20 protein-coding genes and 1 other RNA gene are annotated in these 19,269 nt (G+C 45.5%); 5 read left to right on the forward strand and 16 right to left on the reverse strand.

What is annotated here, in order from left to right; translation table 11 throughout:
- Positions 1-99 precede the first annotated feature (99 nt).
- The 4 genes from AC0OMU_RS17870 to csoR form a co-directional block, all read right to left on the reverse strand.
- Positions 100-2,208 carry a heavy metal translocating P-type ATPase gene (locus tag AC0OMU_RS17870; RefSeq protein WP_327830387.1) on the reverse strand — a complete coding sequence of 703 codons (2,109 nt, stop codon included), beginning with the start codon at positions 2,206-2,208 and terminating at the stop codon, positions 100-102.
- 160 nt (positions 2,209-2,368) lie between these two features.
- Positions 2,369-4,780 (reverse strand): copper-exporting P-type ATPase CopA, encoded by a 2,412-nt coding sequence (gene copA, locus AC0OMU_RS17875; RefSeq protein WP_474241589.1) that lies wholly within the window; start codon positions 4,778-4,780, stop codon positions 2,369-2,371.
- Between the two features lie 83 nt (positions 4,781-4,863).
- Positions 4,864-5,073, reverse strand: a complete 210-nt coding sequence (copZ, locus tag AC0OMU_RS17880; protein ID WP_003244260.1) for a copper chaperone CopZ — start codon at positions 5,071-5,073, stop codon at positions 4,864-4,866.
- Between the two features lie 75 nt (positions 5,074-5,148).
- Positions 5,149-5,454, reverse strand: a complete 306-nt coding sequence (gene csoR, locus AC0OMU_RS17885) for a copper-sensing transcriptional repressor CsoR (RefSeq protein WP_003228404.1) — start codon at positions 5,452-5,454, stop codon at positions 5,149-5,151.
- 127 nt (positions 5,455-5,581) lie between these two features.
- On the opposite strand from csoR, the gene iolW reads away from it, so the two are divergent.
- Positions 5,582-6,658, forward strand: coding sequence for a scyllo-inositol 2-dehydrogenase (gene iolW, locus AC0OMU_RS17890; RefSeq protein ID WP_322839855.1), 1,077 nt, complete (start codon positions 5,582-5,584; stop codon positions 6,656-6,658).
- 36 nt (positions 6,659-6,694) lie between these two features.
- Here the strand turns inward: iolW and azoRB are convergent, their stop codons facing one another.
- From azoRB to secG, 11 genes are all read right to left on the reverse strand, one after another.
- Entirely contained in the window at positions 6,695-7,330 is a 636-nt protein-coding gene (azoRB, locus tag AC0OMU_RS17895; RefSeq protein WP_474241385.1) for an FMN-dependent NADH-azoreductase AzoRB, read from the reverse strand.
- A gap of 158 nt (positions 7,331-7,488) precedes the next feature.
- Entirely contained in the window at positions 7,489-9,384 is a 1,896-nt protein-coding gene (locus AC0OMU_RS17900; RefSeq protein ID WP_474241386.1) for an FUSC family protein, read from the reverse strand.
- A 164-nt stretch (positions 9,385-9,548) separates the two neighbouring features.
- Positions 9,549-9,950 carry a YvaD family protein gene (locus AC0OMU_RS17905; RefSeq protein WP_032677045.1) on the reverse strand — a complete coding sequence of 134 codons (402 nt, stop codon included), beginning with the start codon at positions 9,948-9,950 and terminating at the stop codon, positions 9,549-9,551.
- A complete protein-coding gene (locus AC0OMU_RS17910) occupies positions 9,947-10,306 on the reverse strand; it encodes a DMT family transporter (protein WP_003228392.1) in 360 nt (119 codons plus the stop codon). The genes AC0OMU_RS17905 and AC0OMU_RS17910 overlap by 4 nt, the downstream gene beginning before the upstream one ends.
- Positions 10,303-10,875, reverse strand: a complete 573-nt coding sequence (locus AC0OMU_RS17915; protein WP_100505822.1) for a TetR/AcrR family transcriptional regulator — start codon at positions 10,873-10,875, stop codon at positions 10,303-10,305. The genes AC0OMU_RS17910 and AC0OMU_RS17915 overlap by 4 nt, the downstream gene beginning before the upstream one ends.
- A 110-nt stretch (positions 10,876-10,985) precedes the next feature.
- Entirely contained in the window at positions 10,986-11,780 is a 795-nt protein-coding gene (locus AC0OMU_RS17920; RefSeq protein WP_100505823.1) for an SDR family NAD(P)-dependent oxidoreductase, read from the reverse strand.
- Positions 11,781-11,962: 182 nt separating this feature from the next.
- Positions 11,963-12,325, reverse strand: a transfer-messenger RNA (tmRNA) gene (gene ssrA / locus AC0OMU_RS17925).
- Between the two features lie 176 nt (positions 12,326-12,501).
- Complete coding sequence (gene smpB / locus AC0OMU_RS17930) at positions 12,502-12,972, reverse strand: SsrA-binding protein (protein WP_003220025.1); 471 nt, start codon at positions 12,970-12,972, stop codon at positions 12,502-12,504.
- A 144-nt stretch (positions 12,973-13,116) separates the two neighbouring features.
- The gene (rnr, locus tag AC0OMU_RS17935) at positions 13,117-15,456 is read right to left on the reverse strand and encodes a ribonuclease R (protein WP_003228386.1); all 2,340 of its coding nucleotides are present in this window, start codon (positions 15,454-15,456) and stop codon (positions 13,117-13,119) included.
- 18 nt (positions 15,457-15,474) lie between these two features.
- The gene (locus AC0OMU_RS17940) at positions 15,475-16,215 is read right to left on the reverse strand and encodes an alpha/beta hydrolase (RefSeq protein WP_181220131.1); all 741 of its coding nucleotides are present in this window, start codon (positions 16,213-16,215) and stop codon (positions 15,475-15,477) included.
- Positions 16,216-16,346: 131 nt separating this feature from the next.
- Positions 16,347-16,577, reverse strand: a complete 231-nt coding sequence (secG, locus tag AC0OMU_RS17945) for a preprotein translocase subunit SecG (protein ID WP_003220028.1) — start codon at positions 16,575-16,577, stop codon at positions 16,347-16,349.
- Positions 16,578-16,725: 148 nt separating this feature from the next.
- Here secG and AC0OMU_RS17950 point away from each other — a divergent pair, with 148 nt between their 5' ends.
- Positions 16,726-17,496, forward strand: coding sequence for an alpha/beta fold hydrolase (locus AC0OMU_RS17950; RefSeq protein WP_322839851.1), 771 nt, complete (start codon positions 16,726-16,728; stop codon positions 17,494-17,496).
- A gap of 39 nt (positions 17,497-17,535) precedes the next feature.
- Here AC0OMU_RS17950 and AC0OMU_RS17955 read toward each other — a convergent pair whose 3' ends face one another.
- Positions 17,536-17,769 (reverse strand): helix-turn-helix domain-containing protein, encoded by a 234-nt coding sequence (locus tag AC0OMU_RS17955; protein ID WP_003220031.1) that lies wholly within the window; start codon positions 17,767-17,769, stop codon positions 17,536-17,538.
- Between the two features lie 151 nt (positions 17,770-17,920).
- Here AC0OMU_RS17955 and rghR point away from each other — a divergent pair, with 151 nt between their 5' ends.
- The 3 genes from rghR (at position 17,921) to catR (ending at position 19,195) form a co-directional block, all read left to right on the forward strand.
- On the forward strand, positions 17,921-18,328 hold the full coding sequence (rghR, locus tag AC0OMU_RS17960) for a transcriptional repressor RghR (RefSeq protein ID WP_322839850.1): 408 nt from the start codon (positions 17,921-17,923) through the stop codon (positions 18,326-18,328).
- Between the two features lie 29 nt (positions 18,329-18,357).
- Positions 18,358-18,777 carry a helix-turn-helix domain-containing protein gene (locus AC0OMU_RS17965; RefSeq protein WP_322839849.1) on the forward strand — a complete coding sequence of 140 codons (420 nt, stop codon included), beginning with the start codon at positions 18,358-18,360 and terminating at the stop codon, positions 18,775-18,777.
- 91 nt (positions 18,778-18,868) lie between these two features.
- A complete protein-coding gene (gene catR, locus AC0OMU_RS17970) occupies positions 18,869-19,195 on the forward strand; it encodes a catDE operon transcriptional regulator CatR (RefSeq protein WP_003242888.1) in 327 nt (108 codons plus the stop codon).
- The last annotated feature ends 74 nt before the right edge of the window (positions 19,196-19,269 follow it).

Consider the following 19,269-nt stretch of genomic DNA (forward strand, 5'->3'; position numbering starts at 1 on the left):
AAATTAAAAAAGAAGCGGATCGCAATTGACCCACTTCTTTATTTTAACAAGACAAGCGCTGATAAGAAAACCCCGAAAAAATGAATTCTCTCCGACAATTTATTTGTTTTTGAGACGCATGACGCGCATGGCGTTCGCCACAGCAAGCAGTGTAACGCCGACATCTGAGAAAACCGCTTCCCACATGGTCGCAATTCCAAATGCACCAAGAATGAGAAAGATCGCTTTCACACCTAAAGCAAATCCGATGTTTTGCCACACGATACGCCGTGTCCGTTTCGCAATCCGAATCGCTTCCGCAATTTTTGACGGCTGATCTGTCATTAGCACGATGTCTGCGGCTTCTACCGCGGCATCTGAGCCAAGGCCTCCCATCGCGATCCCTATATCTGCGCGGGCAAGCACTGGTGTATCATTGATACCGTCACCGACAAAAATGAGTTTTTCATTAGGCAAAAGCTTAGCTTCTAATGCTTCGACCTGCGAGACTTTATCTTGCGGCAGCAGCTCTGCATATACCTCACCAATCCCAAGCTGTTTTCCGACGGCTGCTCCCGTTTGTTTCGAATCACCCGTCAGCATAGCGGTTTGTTTGATTCCAAGCGATTTCAGATCAGCAACCGCTTGTGCTGCGTCTTCCTTTACTTCATCCGCTATGATGATTGCTCCGGCATAGCGTTGATCAACAGCAACGTGTACGATTGTTCCAGCATTTTCATCCGGGACATCCTCAATTTGTTCTCTTTCCATGAGCTTTTTATTCCCAGCAAGGATCTCAGTTCCATTTACCTTTGCAAAAATGCCGTGGCCGGAGATTTCTTCGTATGACTCTATCTCATCGGAGGAAAGCATTTTCCCGTAAGCTTTACGCACAGATTCAGCAATCGGATGCTGTGAATGAAGCTCAGCGTATGCCGCCGCTTCAAGTAATCTATCCTTTGTAAAACCTTCCGCGGGTTTGATTTCCGTCACTTCAAAGCTGCCTTTTGTTAGTGTTCCCGTTTTATCAAACACCGCAAATTTGACTTGATTCAAGGCTTCTAAATAATTGCTTCCCTTTACAAGCACTCCGGCCTTTGAGGCCGCTCCGATTCCGCCGAAGAAACCGAGCGGAATAGAGACAACAAGCGCACAAGGACAAGAGATCACTAAAAAGATAAGCGCGCGGTACACCCAATCAGAAAGCGCGGCGCCAGAAAGAACAAGCGGCGGAACAAAGGCCAGCAATACCGCAATGATCACAACAGCAGGTGTATAATACTTGGCAAACTTCGTGATAAAGTTTTCTGTCCGGGCTTTACGGCTGCTCGCATTCTGAACCAAGTCTAATATTTTTGATACTGCTGATTCCTGATAGCCCTTTGTGACTTCAATATGCAGAACGCCGTTTTGATTGATAAAGCCTGACATTACATCTTGTCCTTCCGCAGCTTTTCTCGGAACGGACTCACCTGTTAAAGCAGATGTATCAACCATCGCTGACCCTTGCACGACTTTACCGTCCAGGGGTATGCTTTCTCCCGGATTAACCACAATGATGTCTCCTGTCTGAACGTCCTCCGGGGAAACCTGTTCGATGCCGTTCTTTGTTTTGAGATTGGCGTAATCAGGCCGTATGTCCATTAACGCACTAATTGATTTTCTGGAACGGCTGACCGCGGCTCCTTGAAAAAGCTCACCGATTTGATAAAACAGCATAACGGCGACCCCCTCAGGGTATTGCTGAATCAGAAAGGCGCCGATTGTGGCAAGAGCCATTAAGAAATGCTCATCAAACACCTGACCGCGGATGATGTTTTTGACTGCGCGGATCATAATATCACCGCCGATAATCAAATAAGCACCGAGGAAAAGGAAAAATTCAATGGTTCCCGAATGAACCAAATATGCCGCTGCGCCGAGAATGACAGCCGCCGCCATTCTGATCAGCATATTGACCATTCGATTACGATAGCCATCATCAGCTGATTTCTTTATATGCTTTTGGCGAACCGTTACATGCGGATCAATTGATTTCACTTTTTTCTCTACTTTGTTCGTAACCCATTGCTCTTCTTTCCCATCGGCTGAGACAGTTAAGGTGCTTGCCGCAAAATTTACCGCGCATCCGTCAATGCCTTTTATGCCTTTGACTCCATTTTCGATTTTTTGGGCACAATTGCTGCAATCCAAACCGTCCAGAACGTATTCCTGTTTCACTAGTCTCACCTTACCTTCCGATTTAGGGTTCCCTCTTCAAAGCGTATCAATGAGTATTGCATTCATTTTAATATATATGAGCATATACTCATATATAAGTTATACCTATTATATGTTGTTTTCCAAGAAAGTGTCAATAAAAAACAAAAACCGGCATATGGCCGGTTTTTTATTTTACTTTCTGAAGACGAAGAGCATTCAGAACAACGGAGACGGAGCTGAATGCCATTGCTGCTCCTGCTATCCACGGTGCTAAAAATCCAAGTGCTGCGACTGGGATGCCGAGGCTGTTATAGCCAAGCGCCCAGAATAAATTTTGTTTAATGTTTTTCATTGTCAATCTGCTCATGCGGATTGCGTCGGCAATGCTGTTTAGATCGCCGCGAATAAGTGTAATGTCTGCTGTTTCCATGGCAATGTCCGTGCCAGTTCCAATCGCCATGCCGATATCAGCTGTGGCAAGCGCCGGCGCATCGTTAATTCCGTCGCCTACCATTGCTGTCTGGCGGCCTTCTTTTTGCAGGCGGGCAATTTCCGCCGCCTTTTGTTCAGGAAGAACTTCCGCAATGATATTCGCAATTCCCGCTTCCTTCGCGATGGCTTCTGCGGTTCTGCGATTGTCTCCTGTCATCATGATGACATCAAGGCCCAACTCTTTCAGACGGGCAACAGCCTTCCGCGACGTGTCCTTAATCGTATCTGCAACCGCTACTAGCCCAGCTGCTTCTCCATCAATGGATACAAGCATAACTGTTTTTCCTTCTGCCTCTAGCTCTTCCATTTTGGCGAGAAGAGCCCCATGCTCGACCTGTTCGCTCTCCATTAATTTTCTTGTGCCGACGAGAATGCTTTTTCCTCCGGCTTCAGCCAAAATGCCTGCGCCGACTTTTGCTTCAAAGCGGGTAAGCTTCGGTATCTCAAGCCCTTTATCTTTCACGCCAGCAATAATCGCTTCGCCAAGCGGATGCTCTGATCCCGTTTCGGCTGCCGCTGCAAATTGAAGCAAATCTGTTTCTTCAAAACGGCCGAATGGAATGGCATCCGTCAGACGCGGCTTCCCGTTTGTCACGGTTCCGGTTTTATCAAGAACAATGGTATCGAGACGATGTGTTTTTTCTAAATGCTCGCCGCCTTTAAATAAAATCCCGAATTCAGCAGCGCGTCCAGATCCAGCCATTATGCTCGTCGGAGTGGCAAGACCGAGGGCGCAAGGACAGGCAATGACAAGAACCGCAATGAACTTGCTGATCGCTTCAGCAAAATCGCCAGGAGCCGCCCAAAGGTACCAAATGAGAAAAGTGAGAACGGCAATCCCCAATACAATGGGCACAAAAATGCCTGAAATCTGGTCAGCGAGACGCTGGATCGGCGCTTTTGACCCTTGTGCTTCCTCAACAATTTTGATGATATGAGAAAGCGCAGTATCCTTTCCGACGTTGACAGCTTTAATTTTCAGGAAACCGTTTGCGTTAACGGTTGAACCTGTCACGCTGTCACCAGGATTTTTGTCAACAGGAAGACTTTCTCCTGTAATCATCGATTCGTCAACCGCTGAGCGGCCTTCAACCACTTCTCCGTCGACAGGAATTCGTTCGCCAGGTTTGACGTAAACAATGTCATTAACAAGCACTTCGTCGATCGGGATGATTTGCTCCTGTCCGTCTCTTACAACAGTCGCTGTTTTCGCTTGAAGCTTCATCAGCTTTTTAATCGCATCCGAGGAACGGCCTTTTGCTTTTGTTTCAAACAACTTGCCTAATAAAATCAGCGTCAGCAAAATCGCGCTTGTTTCATAGTAAAGGCCGTCTGTATGCCCGTGAGATCCAAGACTTTGAAAAGTAAGATAAAGACTATAAGCGTAAGCAGCCGTCGTACCGAGGGCGACCAATACATCCATATTGGCGCTTTTATTTCTGAGCGCCTTATACGCACCCACATAAAACGGCCAGCCGATCAGAAACTGGACTGGTGTCGCCAGCGCAAATTGCATCCACGGATTGAGAAATATATCCGGTATCCAAATGAATGATGTAAATGTAAAATGGCTCACCATCGCCCAAAGCAATGGAAATGACAGGACAGCTGAAAAAATCAGTCTCGCCGTTTGCTTCCGTTCTTCTTTCTTTTTAGTAGCAGCAGCCTCACTGTCCTGTTCACCCTTCAACTTTAGCTTATATCCAAGCTTATCTACCGCTTCTTTCAAATCGCCGACAGACGCTTCTTTTGGATTGTATTCGACCGTAACTGTTTCTAAAGCGAAGTTTACTGGAGCGTTTGCGACGCCTTCTATTTTGTTAAGCCGCTTTTCAATCCGATTGGCGCAAGCTGCACAGGTCATGCCTTCAATATCGAATTCAGCTTTTTCTGTAACGACGTGATAGCCCAGCTTCTCTATTTTTTCTTGAATCGCTGCAGTCCCAGTTTCAGCAGGATCGTAGATTACATTTGATGTTTCCGTTGCCAGATTAACATTTGCATCTGTGACACCGGGCATCCGCTTCAGGCCTTTTTCAATTCTGGCAGCACATGCCGCACAGGTCATACCAGAGACCTGCATCGCGATTTCCTTTTGTTCACTCAACATACTCACTCCTTTATATACACCTGGGGGGTATATAAAAATGAAAGAAATATCGCGCCTCCCTAAAGGCGCGATACCTTGAATCACTTGGCTACATCATAGCCCTGATCTTCTATCGCATCCGCAATATCTTTGACTGATACTTTGTCAGCATCAAACGAAACATCGACTTTACCCGCTTCCAGATTGACATGAACGGCACTGACGCCGTCCAGTTCTCCTACGCTTGTTTCTACTGCTTTGACGCAGTGCTGACAAGACATTCCTTCAACTTGCAATGTTTTTTGTTCCATATCAATTCCTCCTGTTTATTCTTTCTGTTTTCATCCTACCATACCCCCGTAGGGTATTACAATAAAAAAAACGCTTTATGATTTTGTGAACTTTTTAAATACGTCCAAAAGCTCAGAAATGGCCTGTTCCCCGTCTCCGCTTTTGATGGCATCTGCTACACAATGATGGGCATGATCCTCAAGCAAATGAAGCGCCACATTTTTCATTGCCGCCTGAACAGCTGAAATCTGCACAAGAATATCTACACAATATCTGTCGTTTTCCACCATGTTTTGAATGCCTCTGACTTGACCCTCAATCCGCTTTAGCCGGTTTGTAATCTGATCTTTTTCTTTCGAGCTTTTATGGTTTAATGTTTTATGTTCGTTATGCTTTTCCATGCGTACACCTCTGTTTAATGATATTAATTCCCATTATACTGATTGTCCAAACGGTTGTCTAAGCATGCCGACGCAAAAAATGAATCAGTTTGGTTTTACCATTTGATCAGGAGGGTATATACTTCTGATGAAAACGCTTTTAAAGGGGAGAAGAAAAGTGGATACAATAAAGGTTGGGATATTAGGATACGGATTGTCCGGTTCTGTTTTTCACGGGCCGCTGCTGGCTGTTCTGGATGAGTATCACATCAGCAAAATCATGACATCACGGACAGAAGAAGTGAATCGGGATTTTCCAGATGCTGAGGTTGTGCATGAGCTTGAGGAAATCACAAATGACCCTGCCATTGAGCTTGTCATTGTCACCACCCCGAGCGGCCTTCATTACGAGCATGCTATGGCATGCATACAGGCCGGAAAACATGTTGTGATGGAAAAACCAATGACAGCAACGGCCGAGGAGGGGGAAACATTAAAAAGGGCTGCCGATGAAAAAGGCGTATTATTAAGCGTATATCATAACCGACGCTGGGATAACGACTTTTTAACGATTAAAAAGCTGATCTCTGACGGATCCCTTGAAGATATCAATACATATCAAGTATCCTATGACCGCTACAGACCTGAAATTCAAGCGCGGTGGCGGGAAAAAGAAGGCACTGCCACTGGTACGCTATATGATCTCGGCTCCCACATCATAGACCAAACCCTGCATTTATTTGGGATGCCTAAAGCCGTGACTGCAAACGTGATGGCTCAGCGGGAAAATGCCGAAACGGTTGACTATTTTCATTTAACCCTGGATTATGGCAAGCTTCAAGCCATTCTATACGGAGGATCAATCGTTCCGGCAAACGGACCTCGTTATCAAATCCATGGAAAGGATTCCAGCTTTATTAAATACGGAATTGACGGACAGGAAGACGCACTCAGAGCGGGAAGAAAACCAGAGGATGACAGCTGGGGTGCGGATGATCCGAAGTTTTACGGACAGCTTACAACCATTCATGGCTCCGACAAAAAAACAGAAACGATTCCATCAGTAAATGGCTCCTACCTTACCTATTACCGTAAAATAGCGGAAAGCATACGGGAAGGTGCTGCGCTGCCAGTCACTGCTGAGGAAGGTATTGATGTCATCCGCATCATTGAAGCCGCAATGAAAAGCAGTAAAGAGAAACGAACCATTATGCTGGAGCAATAAAACAAAAGCCTCCCCAAATAAGGGGAGGCTTTTTCATTAGAATGTTTTTCCTGCTTCTTTCGCACGCGCAATCGCGTCTTCTTTGATTTGCTGTGCTTTATCGGGCTCCGCATTATGTCCCTCTACGAAAATGCCATCGAATGATGGTACGCCGAAGAAGTTCATCATGATGCCGATGTAGCGGTGCCCCATTTCCATCTCAGCCGCAGGGCCTTCTGAATAGTAGCCGCCGCGCGCTTGGATATGAATTGCTTTTTTATCAGTTAACAAGCCGACAGGACCTTGTTCAGTGTATTTGAATGATTTTCCTGCAACAGCAACAGAATCGAGATACGCTTTCATCACTGGCGGGAATGAGAAGTTCCATAAAGGAGTAACAAATACGTACTTATCAGCTGATGCAAATTGATCGCTAAGCTCTCCCAAACGGCCTACTTTCGCTTTTTCGCTTTCAGAAAGCTCTTCAAAGCCTGTACCTGACTGAAGCTTTCCCCATCCGCTGAATACATCTGCGTCAATGTGCGGGATGTTTTCTTTGTACAAATCGATATGTACAACTTCATCATTTGGATTCGTTTCTTTGTAAGATTCGATAAATGCTTTACCTGTTGCCATACTGTACGAAGTTGCTTCGTCATGCGGATGAGCAGTGATATATAATACTTTTGCCATTTTTACCAGCCCTTTCGTTTTTAAAAATCACACATCAATTATTATCATACAGATGCATAATGATTATTCTGTCTCTCTTAGACTTTATTATAGAGACAAAGAAATTTACTTTCAAGTAAAACATCTCGAATTAAAGATTATTTAACTTTCCAAACAGCTTACTTTTCAAAAGCTGTTCTCAAGCCGGAATACAGCGCGGACAGTTCTTTACTGATTCGAGGATAATGAGGGACATGCGGTACTTGAATATCCGCAGGCATCCTTTTCATGATAAAGGATTGCTCAGCCAGTTCAAAAAACGCCCGCAACTGGTTGATCTCTTCATCAGAAAACGGAGCAGGCGGACGGCGGTGAGCTTGCGCCGAGAGCAAATAGTACCCTAAGTGCTGAGCACCCGAAATGGCAGGCCAGAGCGCATCCGCATTCGCATGAGGAAACTCTCCAAGCGCCTTGTCATACGCATCCCGAAGCCTGACAAGACTCCCCCTTAACTTGTGTTCGTCGGCATTCTGCCCGGTTAACAGTTTCTCCATAAACTGCCCTTCCAACCGGATGACATTCCGCACAAGTTCAGGCAGCCGCTTGGTTGAAAACCGCCGCCACAAAAGCATTGTTCCCAACAGCCCAATCACGCTGCCGACAGCTACATCAGTCAGCCTCGCTATCATAAAATAACCGGCACCCGCGCCGCCATGCATACTTTCTGTGATAGCAAGCGCATTTGCGGTTAAAAAGGGAACAGCCAGCGCATAATTGCGGACGATCAGCATCTCAAGAAGACATTGCAGCGCTGCAATACATAACGCAATATAAACACCGCCCGGCTTAAAAAACAAGATTGCGCCTGCCAGCATAACACCGATCACCGTTCCGGCCGAACGCTGAATAGCCCTGTGAAGCGTAAAAACCACAGTAGTGCCAAGCATGACCGCTGCTGCCGAAAGCGGAATCCAATAGGAACGTGCAAAGCCGAATGCGAGGGCAAACATATCGGCGGCAAACAGAACAATTCCGTACTTTAACGCTCTAATCAAAACTGGAGACTTCCAGTCAAAAGCATTTCTCAAAAAGTAAAAAGAGGATGGCAGGCGACTCGGCTCCCCGTCAAGCTGCTTATCAAAACGTCCTGAAGCGATATGCAAAACCTCATTGATTTCTTCAAACAGCTTCCGCCTAGACTCAGATTCGTTCTCATTAATCTGAAACGTACCGGAAACCCGTGCATGCGCAAGCATATCTCCGGTTTGGCGAAGTGCCTTTTCAATCTGCGCAGTCTCTCTGTCCGGCGTTTCAGCTGAAAAATGAATAATGGCAATGAATATGTCGTCAGCTTTTTCAAGGAGGCGGAAAAACCGTTCATCATGCCGCGATTTTTTCCGTCTGTTCCCTTTCCCAAGAACCGTTTGGCGAGCTGTTCTAAGCATGAGCACGGTCTGATGCTGTGCGTTATGAAAACCTGGCGTTCCGACGGCTGAAAGACATGCAGCCAGCTGATGATATGTTTTTTGCAGCACCGCTCCCTCCGGTCCATGTTTGTTCCATAACCAGCCGATTAAAGCGATGCCCATGGCGAAAATGCCTCCGAGAAACGTCAGTCCCGCTCTGAACAGCGCTTGTGAAGGATCGGCCGGCAGCCCGGAACTGACTAAAAAGGCAAGGACAAAAAACATTGGCGCAGGGCCTTGAATGCCGAGCGCGCTAAAAATAAACATCGCCGCTGCACCGATCAGCCCCAAAACAGCCGACATCATCCAAAGCGTCCCAGACAAAAGCGTCCCTAAACCAAATGAGAGGGCGATCCCAAAGGAAACCAAGAGCAGCTTCATGGCGCGCTTTTTGTACGATTCACCGCCCGCATATAAATAAACAAAGCCTCCGATACTTGCAATTAATCCGTAATCCGTGTGACCTGCCAATGCACCGACCAGCACAGGAAACCCTGAAGCGAAACCTGATCCGATAGCCTTTTTCCAAGGAAATGGATTTGCATGAATGCGAAAGGCATCCTTCACGATAGGCATGATTCTTTGATTGTTCGCAGCAGTTTTGTTCATTTGACAAAATCCTTTTCAATGAATGTGTAGAACTTTTCCCGTTTCTTCGCTTTAGTATGCCCAAAAACGCGGTTAGCTTCTCAATTGGTGCGCCAATAAAAAAACAGAGACTTATACCGTCTCTGCTTCATTACATCAGTTTATTATCATAAAAGCGGCACCTGTCAGGACTGTTTTGTCCTTCTGCCTTCCTTTAAGAGCAGGTGAATAAAAAATAAAGGATAAATCAATAGATACCCATTAAACAGCCACCACACAAGATCAAAGTCACTGCTGAATGTCCAGAATGATAGCGCCTGCAGACCTGAACAACAGGTCAGCACAAGAGAAATCAGCGCCATCAGCTTCCAGTCAGCACGATTCACCCGCTGTAGGTACAAGCTGTACAACCCTGTGACAGAAATCAGGATATCCAGCGGAAAAAAAGACCAGTTCCATGCGATCATAAACGGATGGTCATGATGTTTAAAAGCCCAGTTTTCCGGTATGAGCGAAAATCCGGCTGACAGCCAGTACAAGATAAAACCGATATCAGTCACGAGAAAAAACAGCTTCATATACCTCATTTGTACTGCCCGCTTTTATGTACCGGCTCAGACACCGCAGCATGCTCGATCAGGTTTAAAGACACAACACCTGCAATAATCAATCCAATTGAAATGACTTTCATGACACTAACATGTTCTTGAAAAAACAAAAAACCAACGACTGTAATCAGGACAATTCCCATCCCTGACCATACAGCATAAGCAACTGATACATCAATGGATTTAAGCGTAAGCGTCAGAAAGAAAAGACTCCCTCCATAAAAAAAAATCAACAGCAAACTGGGAATAAGCTTTGTAAAACCGGACGATAGCTTCATGCTGACCGTTCCCGCAACTTCAAACAAAATCGCCAAGCATAGAAACACCCAATTCACGTCGCATCAGCCTCCTCATCAGCTGTTATACCGTTAAACAAAACATCTACAATTGATTCAAGAACCTCTCCTGTCGTGAACTGATGTTTCAGCGGATATTCAGGGTCATACACTTGATTGATGCTCCCTATATACATGTGAACAAACAGGTCCGGATTGATGTTTCTGATTCTCTTTTGCTGTTTGCACTCGTTTAATAATGCCAGGACAATCGCCCATTCTTCCTTAATAAACGCGTCTAATGTAAGCCACGCATCGTAATGGTATTTCTTTAGTTCATTTAATAATCCCATGTTCAGCAGTTCCATCCCCTGCGGAAGGCTGATCAGCATTTTTTTCACCTTTTGGAGCACATTTAAACTTTCATTTTCATAGATGTCTCTTTCTATTTGCTTCATTTCAGCTATAAATTGTTCGACAACCGCCTCAACAAGCTGATCTTTAGATGAATAATATGCATAGAGCGTCCGCTTGCTCGTTCCCAGCGCTGCCGCCAAATCATTCATCGTAAATGAAAATCCTTTCTGCTTGATCAGCCGGATGGTTTCCGCCATAATTCTTTTTTCCACATTAATCCCCCGCCTTCGGTACCAAGAAAACTATTTCGGTACCAATATTATACGTCAGAAATTTATGGAAATCAACAATATATAAAAAAACCTCTCCTATTGGGAGAGGTTTAAAAGACACTGCGGACCAAACCGCCGTCCGCCCGAAGTGCCGCGCCATTGATCGCAGAGGAAAGCGGGCTGCTTAAAAATGTAACGAAGTGGGCGATTTCTTCCGGACGGATCAGTCTTTGAATAATAGATGTCGGCCGGTTTTCTTTCATAAAACGTGCCTCAGCTTCTTGAACAGTCAGACCTTCACCAGGATACAGCGAGTTCAGCATGGTTTCCACACCCTCTGTTAAGGTAGAGCCCGGCATGACGGTGTTGACTGTGACATTCGTGCCGGTTGCCAGCTCCGCCAAACTGCGGGAAATGGACAACTGCATCGTTTTTGTCGCACTGTAATGGGCCATTTCCTGTGACGGCATAATCGCTGCTTCACTGGCAATGAAAATCACACGCCCTTCTTTTTTCTCTATCATATTATGCAAATACCTGCGTGTCAGCCTTACACCGCTCATAATATTCACTTCAAAAAAACGAAACCATTCATCATCGGGAATATCAAAGTACTCCGCCGGTTCAAAAATCCCTAAATTGTTGACCAAAATATCAACCTCTGGATATGCCTGAAACAGCTCATTGCAGCCTTCTTCAGTTCCCAAATCAAATGCGGCCGGATAAAGAACCGCTTCAGCATGTTGTGTTTTCAGTTCATCTATCGTCTGATTCACTTTCTCTTCCCGGCGTCCGTTAATGATCACTGCCGCACCTTCTTCAGCTAACGAAGAGGCAATAGCTTTTCCGATCCCTGATGTCGAACCGGTCACCAGTGCGGTTTTTCCTTGTAAATTCAGCTTCATTATTCATCCCTCCGTTTTTGATTCCTCTTATTTATTGACAGAAATCTGATTGGTGAAACATCTGCTCTGCAATCAGTATGAAACAGCTGGGATTGAAATGGAAGTACGCACTTTTTGGTACCTGTGGTTTGGAGAAAAAATAAAGCAGAACCTCTTAAGAGGTTCTGCTTTATTGTCAGTATGTATGGAGACGGTGGGAGTCGAACCCACGTCCAGAAACATCGATTACTTAAGCGTCTACGAGCGTAGCCTGCATATTTATGGTTTCACTCATCTTCTTGCCTGCGGGCGGGCCTTCCGAGAGCTAGTCTGTTCATCTCTTCTTACGTTCTCAGACGGGAACGCAAGCGTAGCCTACTTGGATGTGCTCTTCACAGACACATAGGCAATGTCAGGAAGAGCTCGCTGCGCTTATTAGGCAGCTAATGCTACGTTTTGGTTAAAACTGTTAGTTTTGCCAGTTATATTTAAGTGCGTGTTTACGAGATCGCCTCTCGGCTCGCAGCTCAAGCTCGATCCATCCCTGTCGAATCCGTAACGTCCCCTTGGTATAAGGGAAATACGGGAGAAAATATCAAGCTCTCACTCAAACTGGCTATAGTCTTATTATAACATGATCACGGCTCTTTTCAATTGTCAAATCCTTCAAATGAACGACGTCGTGATCTGATCGTGAACACAGTATAGCACAGGCCTGATTTTCGAATCAAGCACTATGCCTTTAGAAGCCTTTTTGACTGTCTCTGAACGCTCTTTCGATTTCCCGCTTCGCGTCCTTGCGCTTCAGGTCTTCCCGTTTGTCATAGTTTTTCTTCCCTTTTCCAAGGCCGAGAAGCACTTTGGCAAAGCCGTTTTTTAAATACAGCTTCAGCGGAACGAGAGAATAGCCTTTTTCCTTTGTTAACCCGATCAGCTTATTAATCTCCTTGCGGTGCATTAACAGCTTTCTTGTCCGAAGCGGATCGTGGTTATAGCGGTTTCCCTGCTCATATGGGCTGACGTGCATATTGTGGAGAAACACTTCTCCCCGTTCGATTTTGGCGAAGGAATCCTTAAGGTTTACGCGGCCGGCGCGAATCGATTTGATTTCGGTTCCTTGCAGAACGATGCCTGTTTCATAGGTTTCTTCTATAAAATAATCGTGATTGGCTTTCTTATTTTGAGATAATACTTTTCCTGACCCTTTTGGCATGCCAGAACCTCCTCTCTCTAAGGAAAAACTGTCCACCTTTTGCGATACGCTCTATTTTACCAAATGTCACGTACTGCTACAATGAAAAGCTGTTTCCGAAAGAAAGCAAATAGAGCGCTGCGGCCCTATTTGCTGGTTGAGCTGCTATTTCTTCTTTTTCCGTTTCTGTTTCGGAGCATTCTGGAAGCCGCGTTTTTTCTTTTTCTTCTTCGGCTTAGTGAACCACTCCCCTTTTTCCTCAGACGGAGCTGGAGAAACAGGTGTATTGGTGCTTTGAACACGTTTTCTGGCAGGCTTTCCGCGTTTTCTGCTCCGGCTGCTGTCCAATTCTCTCGGACGCCGCGGAGTGCCCTTCATGCCGACAATTTCAAAGTCGATATTGCGCTCATCTTTATTGACATCGACAACCTTGACTGTGATTTCATCCCCGATGCGGAAGACGTTGCCTGTCCGCTCGCCAATCATTGCGAAATGCTGTTCGTCAAAGCGGTAGTAGTCATCTGTCATAAAGCTGACATGGACGAGTCCTTCAATTGTATTCGGCAGCTCGACGAACATTCCGAAGTTTGTCACAGAGCTGATCATGCCGTCAAACTCTTCACCGATTTTATCAAGCATGTATTCCGCTTTTTTCAGATCATCCGTCTCACGCTCGGCGTCAACTGCACGGCGCTCCATAGATGATGTATGTTCGGCGATATCCGGCAGGCGTTCAGCCCACTTTTCCTGTGTCGCTTCATCGACTTTGCCGTTGATCAAATACGTTCTGATCAGACGGTGAACGATTAAGTCCGGGTAACGGCGGATCGGCGATGTGAAATGCGTATAGAATTCCGTTGACAGACCGAAGTGCCCCAAGCTTTGCGGGTCGTATTTCGCCTGTTTCATCGAACGGAGCATAACAGTAGATATAACCGTTTCCTCTGGTCTGTCACGCACAGCGTCCAGAATGCTTTGCAGCGCGCGCGGATGAATATTTCCCGCCGTTCCTTTCACCACATAGCCAAATGTCGTCACAAACTCTAAAAACTTTTGCAGCTTTTCAGCATTCGGCTCTTCGTGAATCCGGTATATAAACGGGACATTCATCCAATGGAAATGCTCCGCCACTGTTTCGTTTGCCACAAGCATAAATTCTTCAATCAGCTTCTCGGCGACAGAGCGTTCTCTGATCACAACGTCTTTAACCGCTCCTTCGTCATCAACAAGCACCTTTGCTTCTTTGAAATCAAAGTCAACGGCGCCGCGGTCCATCCGCTTATCGCGAAGAATTTGAGCCAGGCGCTCCATGTCTTTGAACATCGGAACAAGAGGCTCGTATTTTTGCTTCAGCTCTTCATCATCGTCAACAAGAATTTTATTCACATCTGAATATGTCATTCTTTCCGTTGTTTTGATGACACTTTGGAAGATCTCGTGCTCTGTCACCTGTCCCTGACTGTTAATTGTCATTTCACAAGAAAGCGTCAGGCGGTCAACCTTTGGATTTAAGGAGCAGATGCCGTTTGACAATCTGTGCGGAATCATCGGGATGACACGGTCAACCAGATACACACTTGTCCCTCTTTCAAGCGCTTCTTTGTCAATCGGCGAGTTTTCGGTTACGTAATGGCTGACATCAGCTATGTGAACGCCAAGCTTGTAGCTTCCATCATCAAGCTTCGTCACGGTAACTGCATCATCCAAATCCTTCGCATCCGCACCATCAATGGTGACAATCACCTGGTCACGGAGATCACGGCGGTCTTTCAGATCTTTTTCATCGATAGTGTCAGGCGTACTTGATGCCTGTTCCATCGCGTCAGCTGGAAATTCTCCCGGCAGGCCGTGCTTATGAATGACCGATAAAATATCAATGCCCGGGTCGTTTTTGTGGCCGAGAATGGTTTCAACCTCACCCTCTGCGTTCATGCGGCCTTCAGGATAGCTCGTCAGCTTGACAACAACCTTATGCCCTTCCGCAGCTCCGTTTTTCCCATTTTTCGGAATGAAGATGTCACTCGTGATTTTTTTGTCATCCGGAATGACAAAGCCGAAGTTTCTCGTTTCTGTATACGTGCCGACAACCCGCTGAATCGCTCTTTCTAAAATCCTTATGACGGTTCCTTCCTGCCTGGAGCCGCTTGACTGTGAATTCAGACGAACCATGACGATATCGCCGTTCATTGCCGTATTCAGCTCATTAGGCGGAATAAACACATCACTTAACGACGTATCCTCAGGCAGCAAAAAGGCGAATCCTTTCGCATGGGCTGAAATCTTTCCTTTTATTAGATTCATCTTCTCCGGAATGCCGTAGCGGTCGCTTCTCGTCCGTACGATAAGCCCTTTTTCTTCCAAGGCGACTAACGCTTTGACGAGCTCTTTAAACTCCTCGGCTTCCGTAATATTTAACATCTCCTCAAGTTCCTGAACGGTCAGAGGTTTGTACGCCTCTTCCTTCATAAACGAGAGAAGCTTTTCCATAAATGCTTCTTTTTCCATTATCCGACCTCCTGTAGATTACCAATCGAGCTTCTCTAAAAATTCATACACATCCTGATGGACGAGGTCACGTTCTTTGTCGAGTGTAATGACATGCCCTGATTCCTCGTACCATTTCAGCTGTTTATCATCAGTTTCCACTTCGTTGTAAATAATATTGGCGCTTTCGGTATTAATCATGTGGTCATGACGGGCCTGCACCACAAATGTCGGTGAATAAATCATATCGACATTATTCCGCACATCAGCAATTAAGTCTTGCAGCGCCTTGAGGGTATTCATCGGCATTTTTTCGAATTCTTTCATTTCCTCTTCAATTTGCTCAGGGCTTTTCCCCTCAAACTTTTTGTAATTGCGAGCGTATGAAAGAACGCCTTGATACATGACCTCTTCACTCTTAATATGCATCGGTGCGCACATTGGGACAATTCCCTTTATGGGTACAGTGTAACCCAATTTCAGCGAAAAAACCCCGCCAAGCGACAGTCCGCAGGCAGCAATGCTCTCATAGCCTTCAGATTTTAAGTATTCATAGCCATCCATTACGTTTTTCCACCAGTCTTCGGGCCCCGTATGTACAAGTTCTTCAGGCGGGACGCCATGTCCTTCATATTGAGGCGCGTGGCACGTATAGCCGCGTTCATTCAAATATCGTCCCAGCATCCTTACATCCGCTGTATTTCCTGTAAAGCCATGCAGCAAAAGCACCGCTTTGTCTCCGCCTTTAAATGTAAATGGTTTTGGTGTCACAACTTTCATGCTCATGTCTCCCTTTCTATCTGCACGATCATTTTAGTTTTCCACAGTTTAATCAGAAAAAAACGTTTTGAATATCATCAAGAAACGTGAAAAAGGCCTGACTTCACATCAGACCTTATACAAACATTGCCCTATAGGATATAAGCAAGCGCAATCGTTAACACGAAAAACAAGACTGCCAGCACTACCGTAATGCGGTGCAAAATTAAATCAAGACCTCTTGCTTTTTGTTTCCCGAAGAGCTGCTCCGCTCCGCCTGAAATCGCACCAGATAATCCGGCGCTTTTACTGGATTGAAGCAAAACGACAATAATAAGTGCAATGCTGACGATAACCAATAAGGTAATCAAAACTGCGTGCATCCCATACACCTCCAGACTCACTGGCTACATTACTTCTATTTTACATGAAAAGGGTTGGCATGTCACGCTGTATCAGACGCCAAAAGGCCGGATAAGACGTTTTATCTTGGTTACCCTATTCATATGAAAAGGTCAAAGGAGAAAAGCGATGCCGCTTATCAGCATAGACAGCAGGAAACATCTTTTTTATGAAGAATATGGACAGGGAATCCCTATCATTTTTATCCACCCGCCGGGCATGGGACGCAAGGTTTTTTATTATCAGCGCCTTCTATCCAAGCATTTCAGGGTGATTTTTCCCGATTTAAGCGGCCACGGTGATAGTGATCACATCGATCAGCCAGCGTCTATTTCCTATTACGCAAACGAGATCGTGCAATTCATGGACGCTTTGCACATTGATAAAGCTGTGTTATTCGGGTATTCTGCCGGAGGCTTAATCGCGCAGCATATCGGCTTCACCCGCCCGGACAAAGTGTCACACCTTATTCTGTCCGGCGCCTACCCCGCTGTTCATAACGTAATCGGCCAGAAGCTGCACAAACTGGGAATATATCTGCTTGAAAAAAACCCCGGTTTGCTCATGAAAATCCTCGCTGGCAGCCACACAAAAGACAGACAGCTTCGCAGCATATTAACAGACCATATGAAAAAAGCAGACCAGGCCCATTGGCATCAGTATTATCTGGATTCGCTTGGCTACAACTGCATTGAACAGCTGTCCCGCCTAAACATGCCAATGCTGTTTATGTATGGCGGCCTGCGGGACTGGACCTTTACAAACGCAGGCTATTACCGAAGAGCGTGCAGACATGCCGAATTTTTCAGATTGGAATATCAGGGACATCAATTGCCGACAAAACAATGGAAAACGTGCAATGAGCTGGTGACAGGGTTTGTGCTGACACATCATTCATAGGAATAGAAAACGCTTGGCTTCCTTGCGTTTTTTGTTACTTTATTGACTTTTGTCAATAAAGTCATAGTAAAAAAGATCCTCAAATTTCAAATTAAAATAGTGAAGCATTTTACCGATCACAAGCTGCCCCGGCCGTCTTTCTCCATTCAGCACGCGGCTCAGTGTGGCGGGTGAGACTCCGATTTCCAGCGCAAGCTGATTAAGGGAATAATCGTTATTAACCATATACTGCAAGACATAATCACGTCTAATCTGTATCTTTTCTACTGGCACTTTCCTCACCTTCCATTCCTGAAAAACTTTTTTCTATACTTTTACATTACGGCTTATGTTAACTTTTGTCAATACATTTCCAGTCTACCTATTCCCTTTAGTCAATAAACATACTAAAATATGAGTAACAGTGAGGGACGGGGTGAGATATATGGAAAGCTTTGGCGAACAATTACGGGCATTGCGTGAAGAGAGAAAGTTAACAGTCAACCAGCTGGCGACTTATTCAGGCGTAAGCGCAGCCGGCATCTCCAGAATCGAAAACGGAAAACGGGGCGTTCCCAAACCTGCTACCATCAAAAAACTGGCAGAGGCCTTAAAAATTCCTTATGAGGGGCTTATGTACAAGGCTGGTTACATCGAAGAAGTGCATGAAGGCAGGGCCCCTTATGAAACGAAGTGCAAGCTGCTTGAAAAAGCGGAGGCCTATGACCTGAAAAACCTTGCGCTTCTTGAGAACGAAAAGTGGCAATATCTCAATAAAGAAGATTTGCTCATGCTGGATCATTATTTTTCGTTTATTTCAGACGAAGCCAAAAAACGGTCTGCTGATGACTGACTCTTGATAGAAATGTGAGGCGATAGACCATGTCACCGTTCGGACAGCAATTACGGGAGCTGCGCCGCGCCCGCAAACTGACAGTGAATCAGCTTGCGGTGTACTCAGGCATCAGCTCGGCCACCATTTCAAAAATTGAAAACGGCAAACGAGGGACGCCAAAACCCGCCACGATTAAAAAACTGGCAGCCGTCCTGAAAGTGCCGTACGAAAACCTCATGGCCGCCGCAGGTCATATTCAGGCCTTTCCTGAAGAAATCCGCGAAGCATCTGAAAGCTATCAATCCGTTTATGACATTTACCAGACGGCTGTCACTCGCGGAGCGGAGCACCTCCCGATTTTCAATAGTCAAAAATGGGAACATCTCTCAAATCAGGATATAGAAAATCTCAGCAAATACTTCGATTTTTTGTCTTCAGAAGCAAAAAAACGCGACTCTTCCTCATAATCCCCTGTTTCTCTTTCTATATTTTATCAATCACGCTTGCATACCCTCCCTCGTTATTTGCGTTATAATAGTGACAGACGAGGTGAAAAGTATGAACCAATCAGAAATGTGTCCTAGATTTGAAAAAGCAGTCGACATCTTAAGTAAACGCTGGGTCGCTTTAATCGTATTTCAGCTCTTGAACGGGTCTCAGCGATTTAGCGAAATTGAAGCAGCACTTCCAAATCTAAGCGGCAGAGTTCTGTCAGAACGGCTGAAAGAACTTGAGCTTGAAGGAGTAGTGAAGCGGGATGTCATCCCTGAAACTCCGGTTCGCATCGAATATTCATTGACTGATAAAGGAAAGGCGCTAGCACCCATTTTAGGTGAGATTTCTAAATGGGCGACTGAATGGATTGACCCTTCCTTTCTTGACTAATTGCTAAAACGGTTCTGATCTCAAAGACGAGAAAAGAGCCGTTTTTTATTTTTTTCCCAGGTGAAAAAACGATT

It is taken from the genome of Bacillus sp. FAU18 (genome assembly GCF_056033885.1).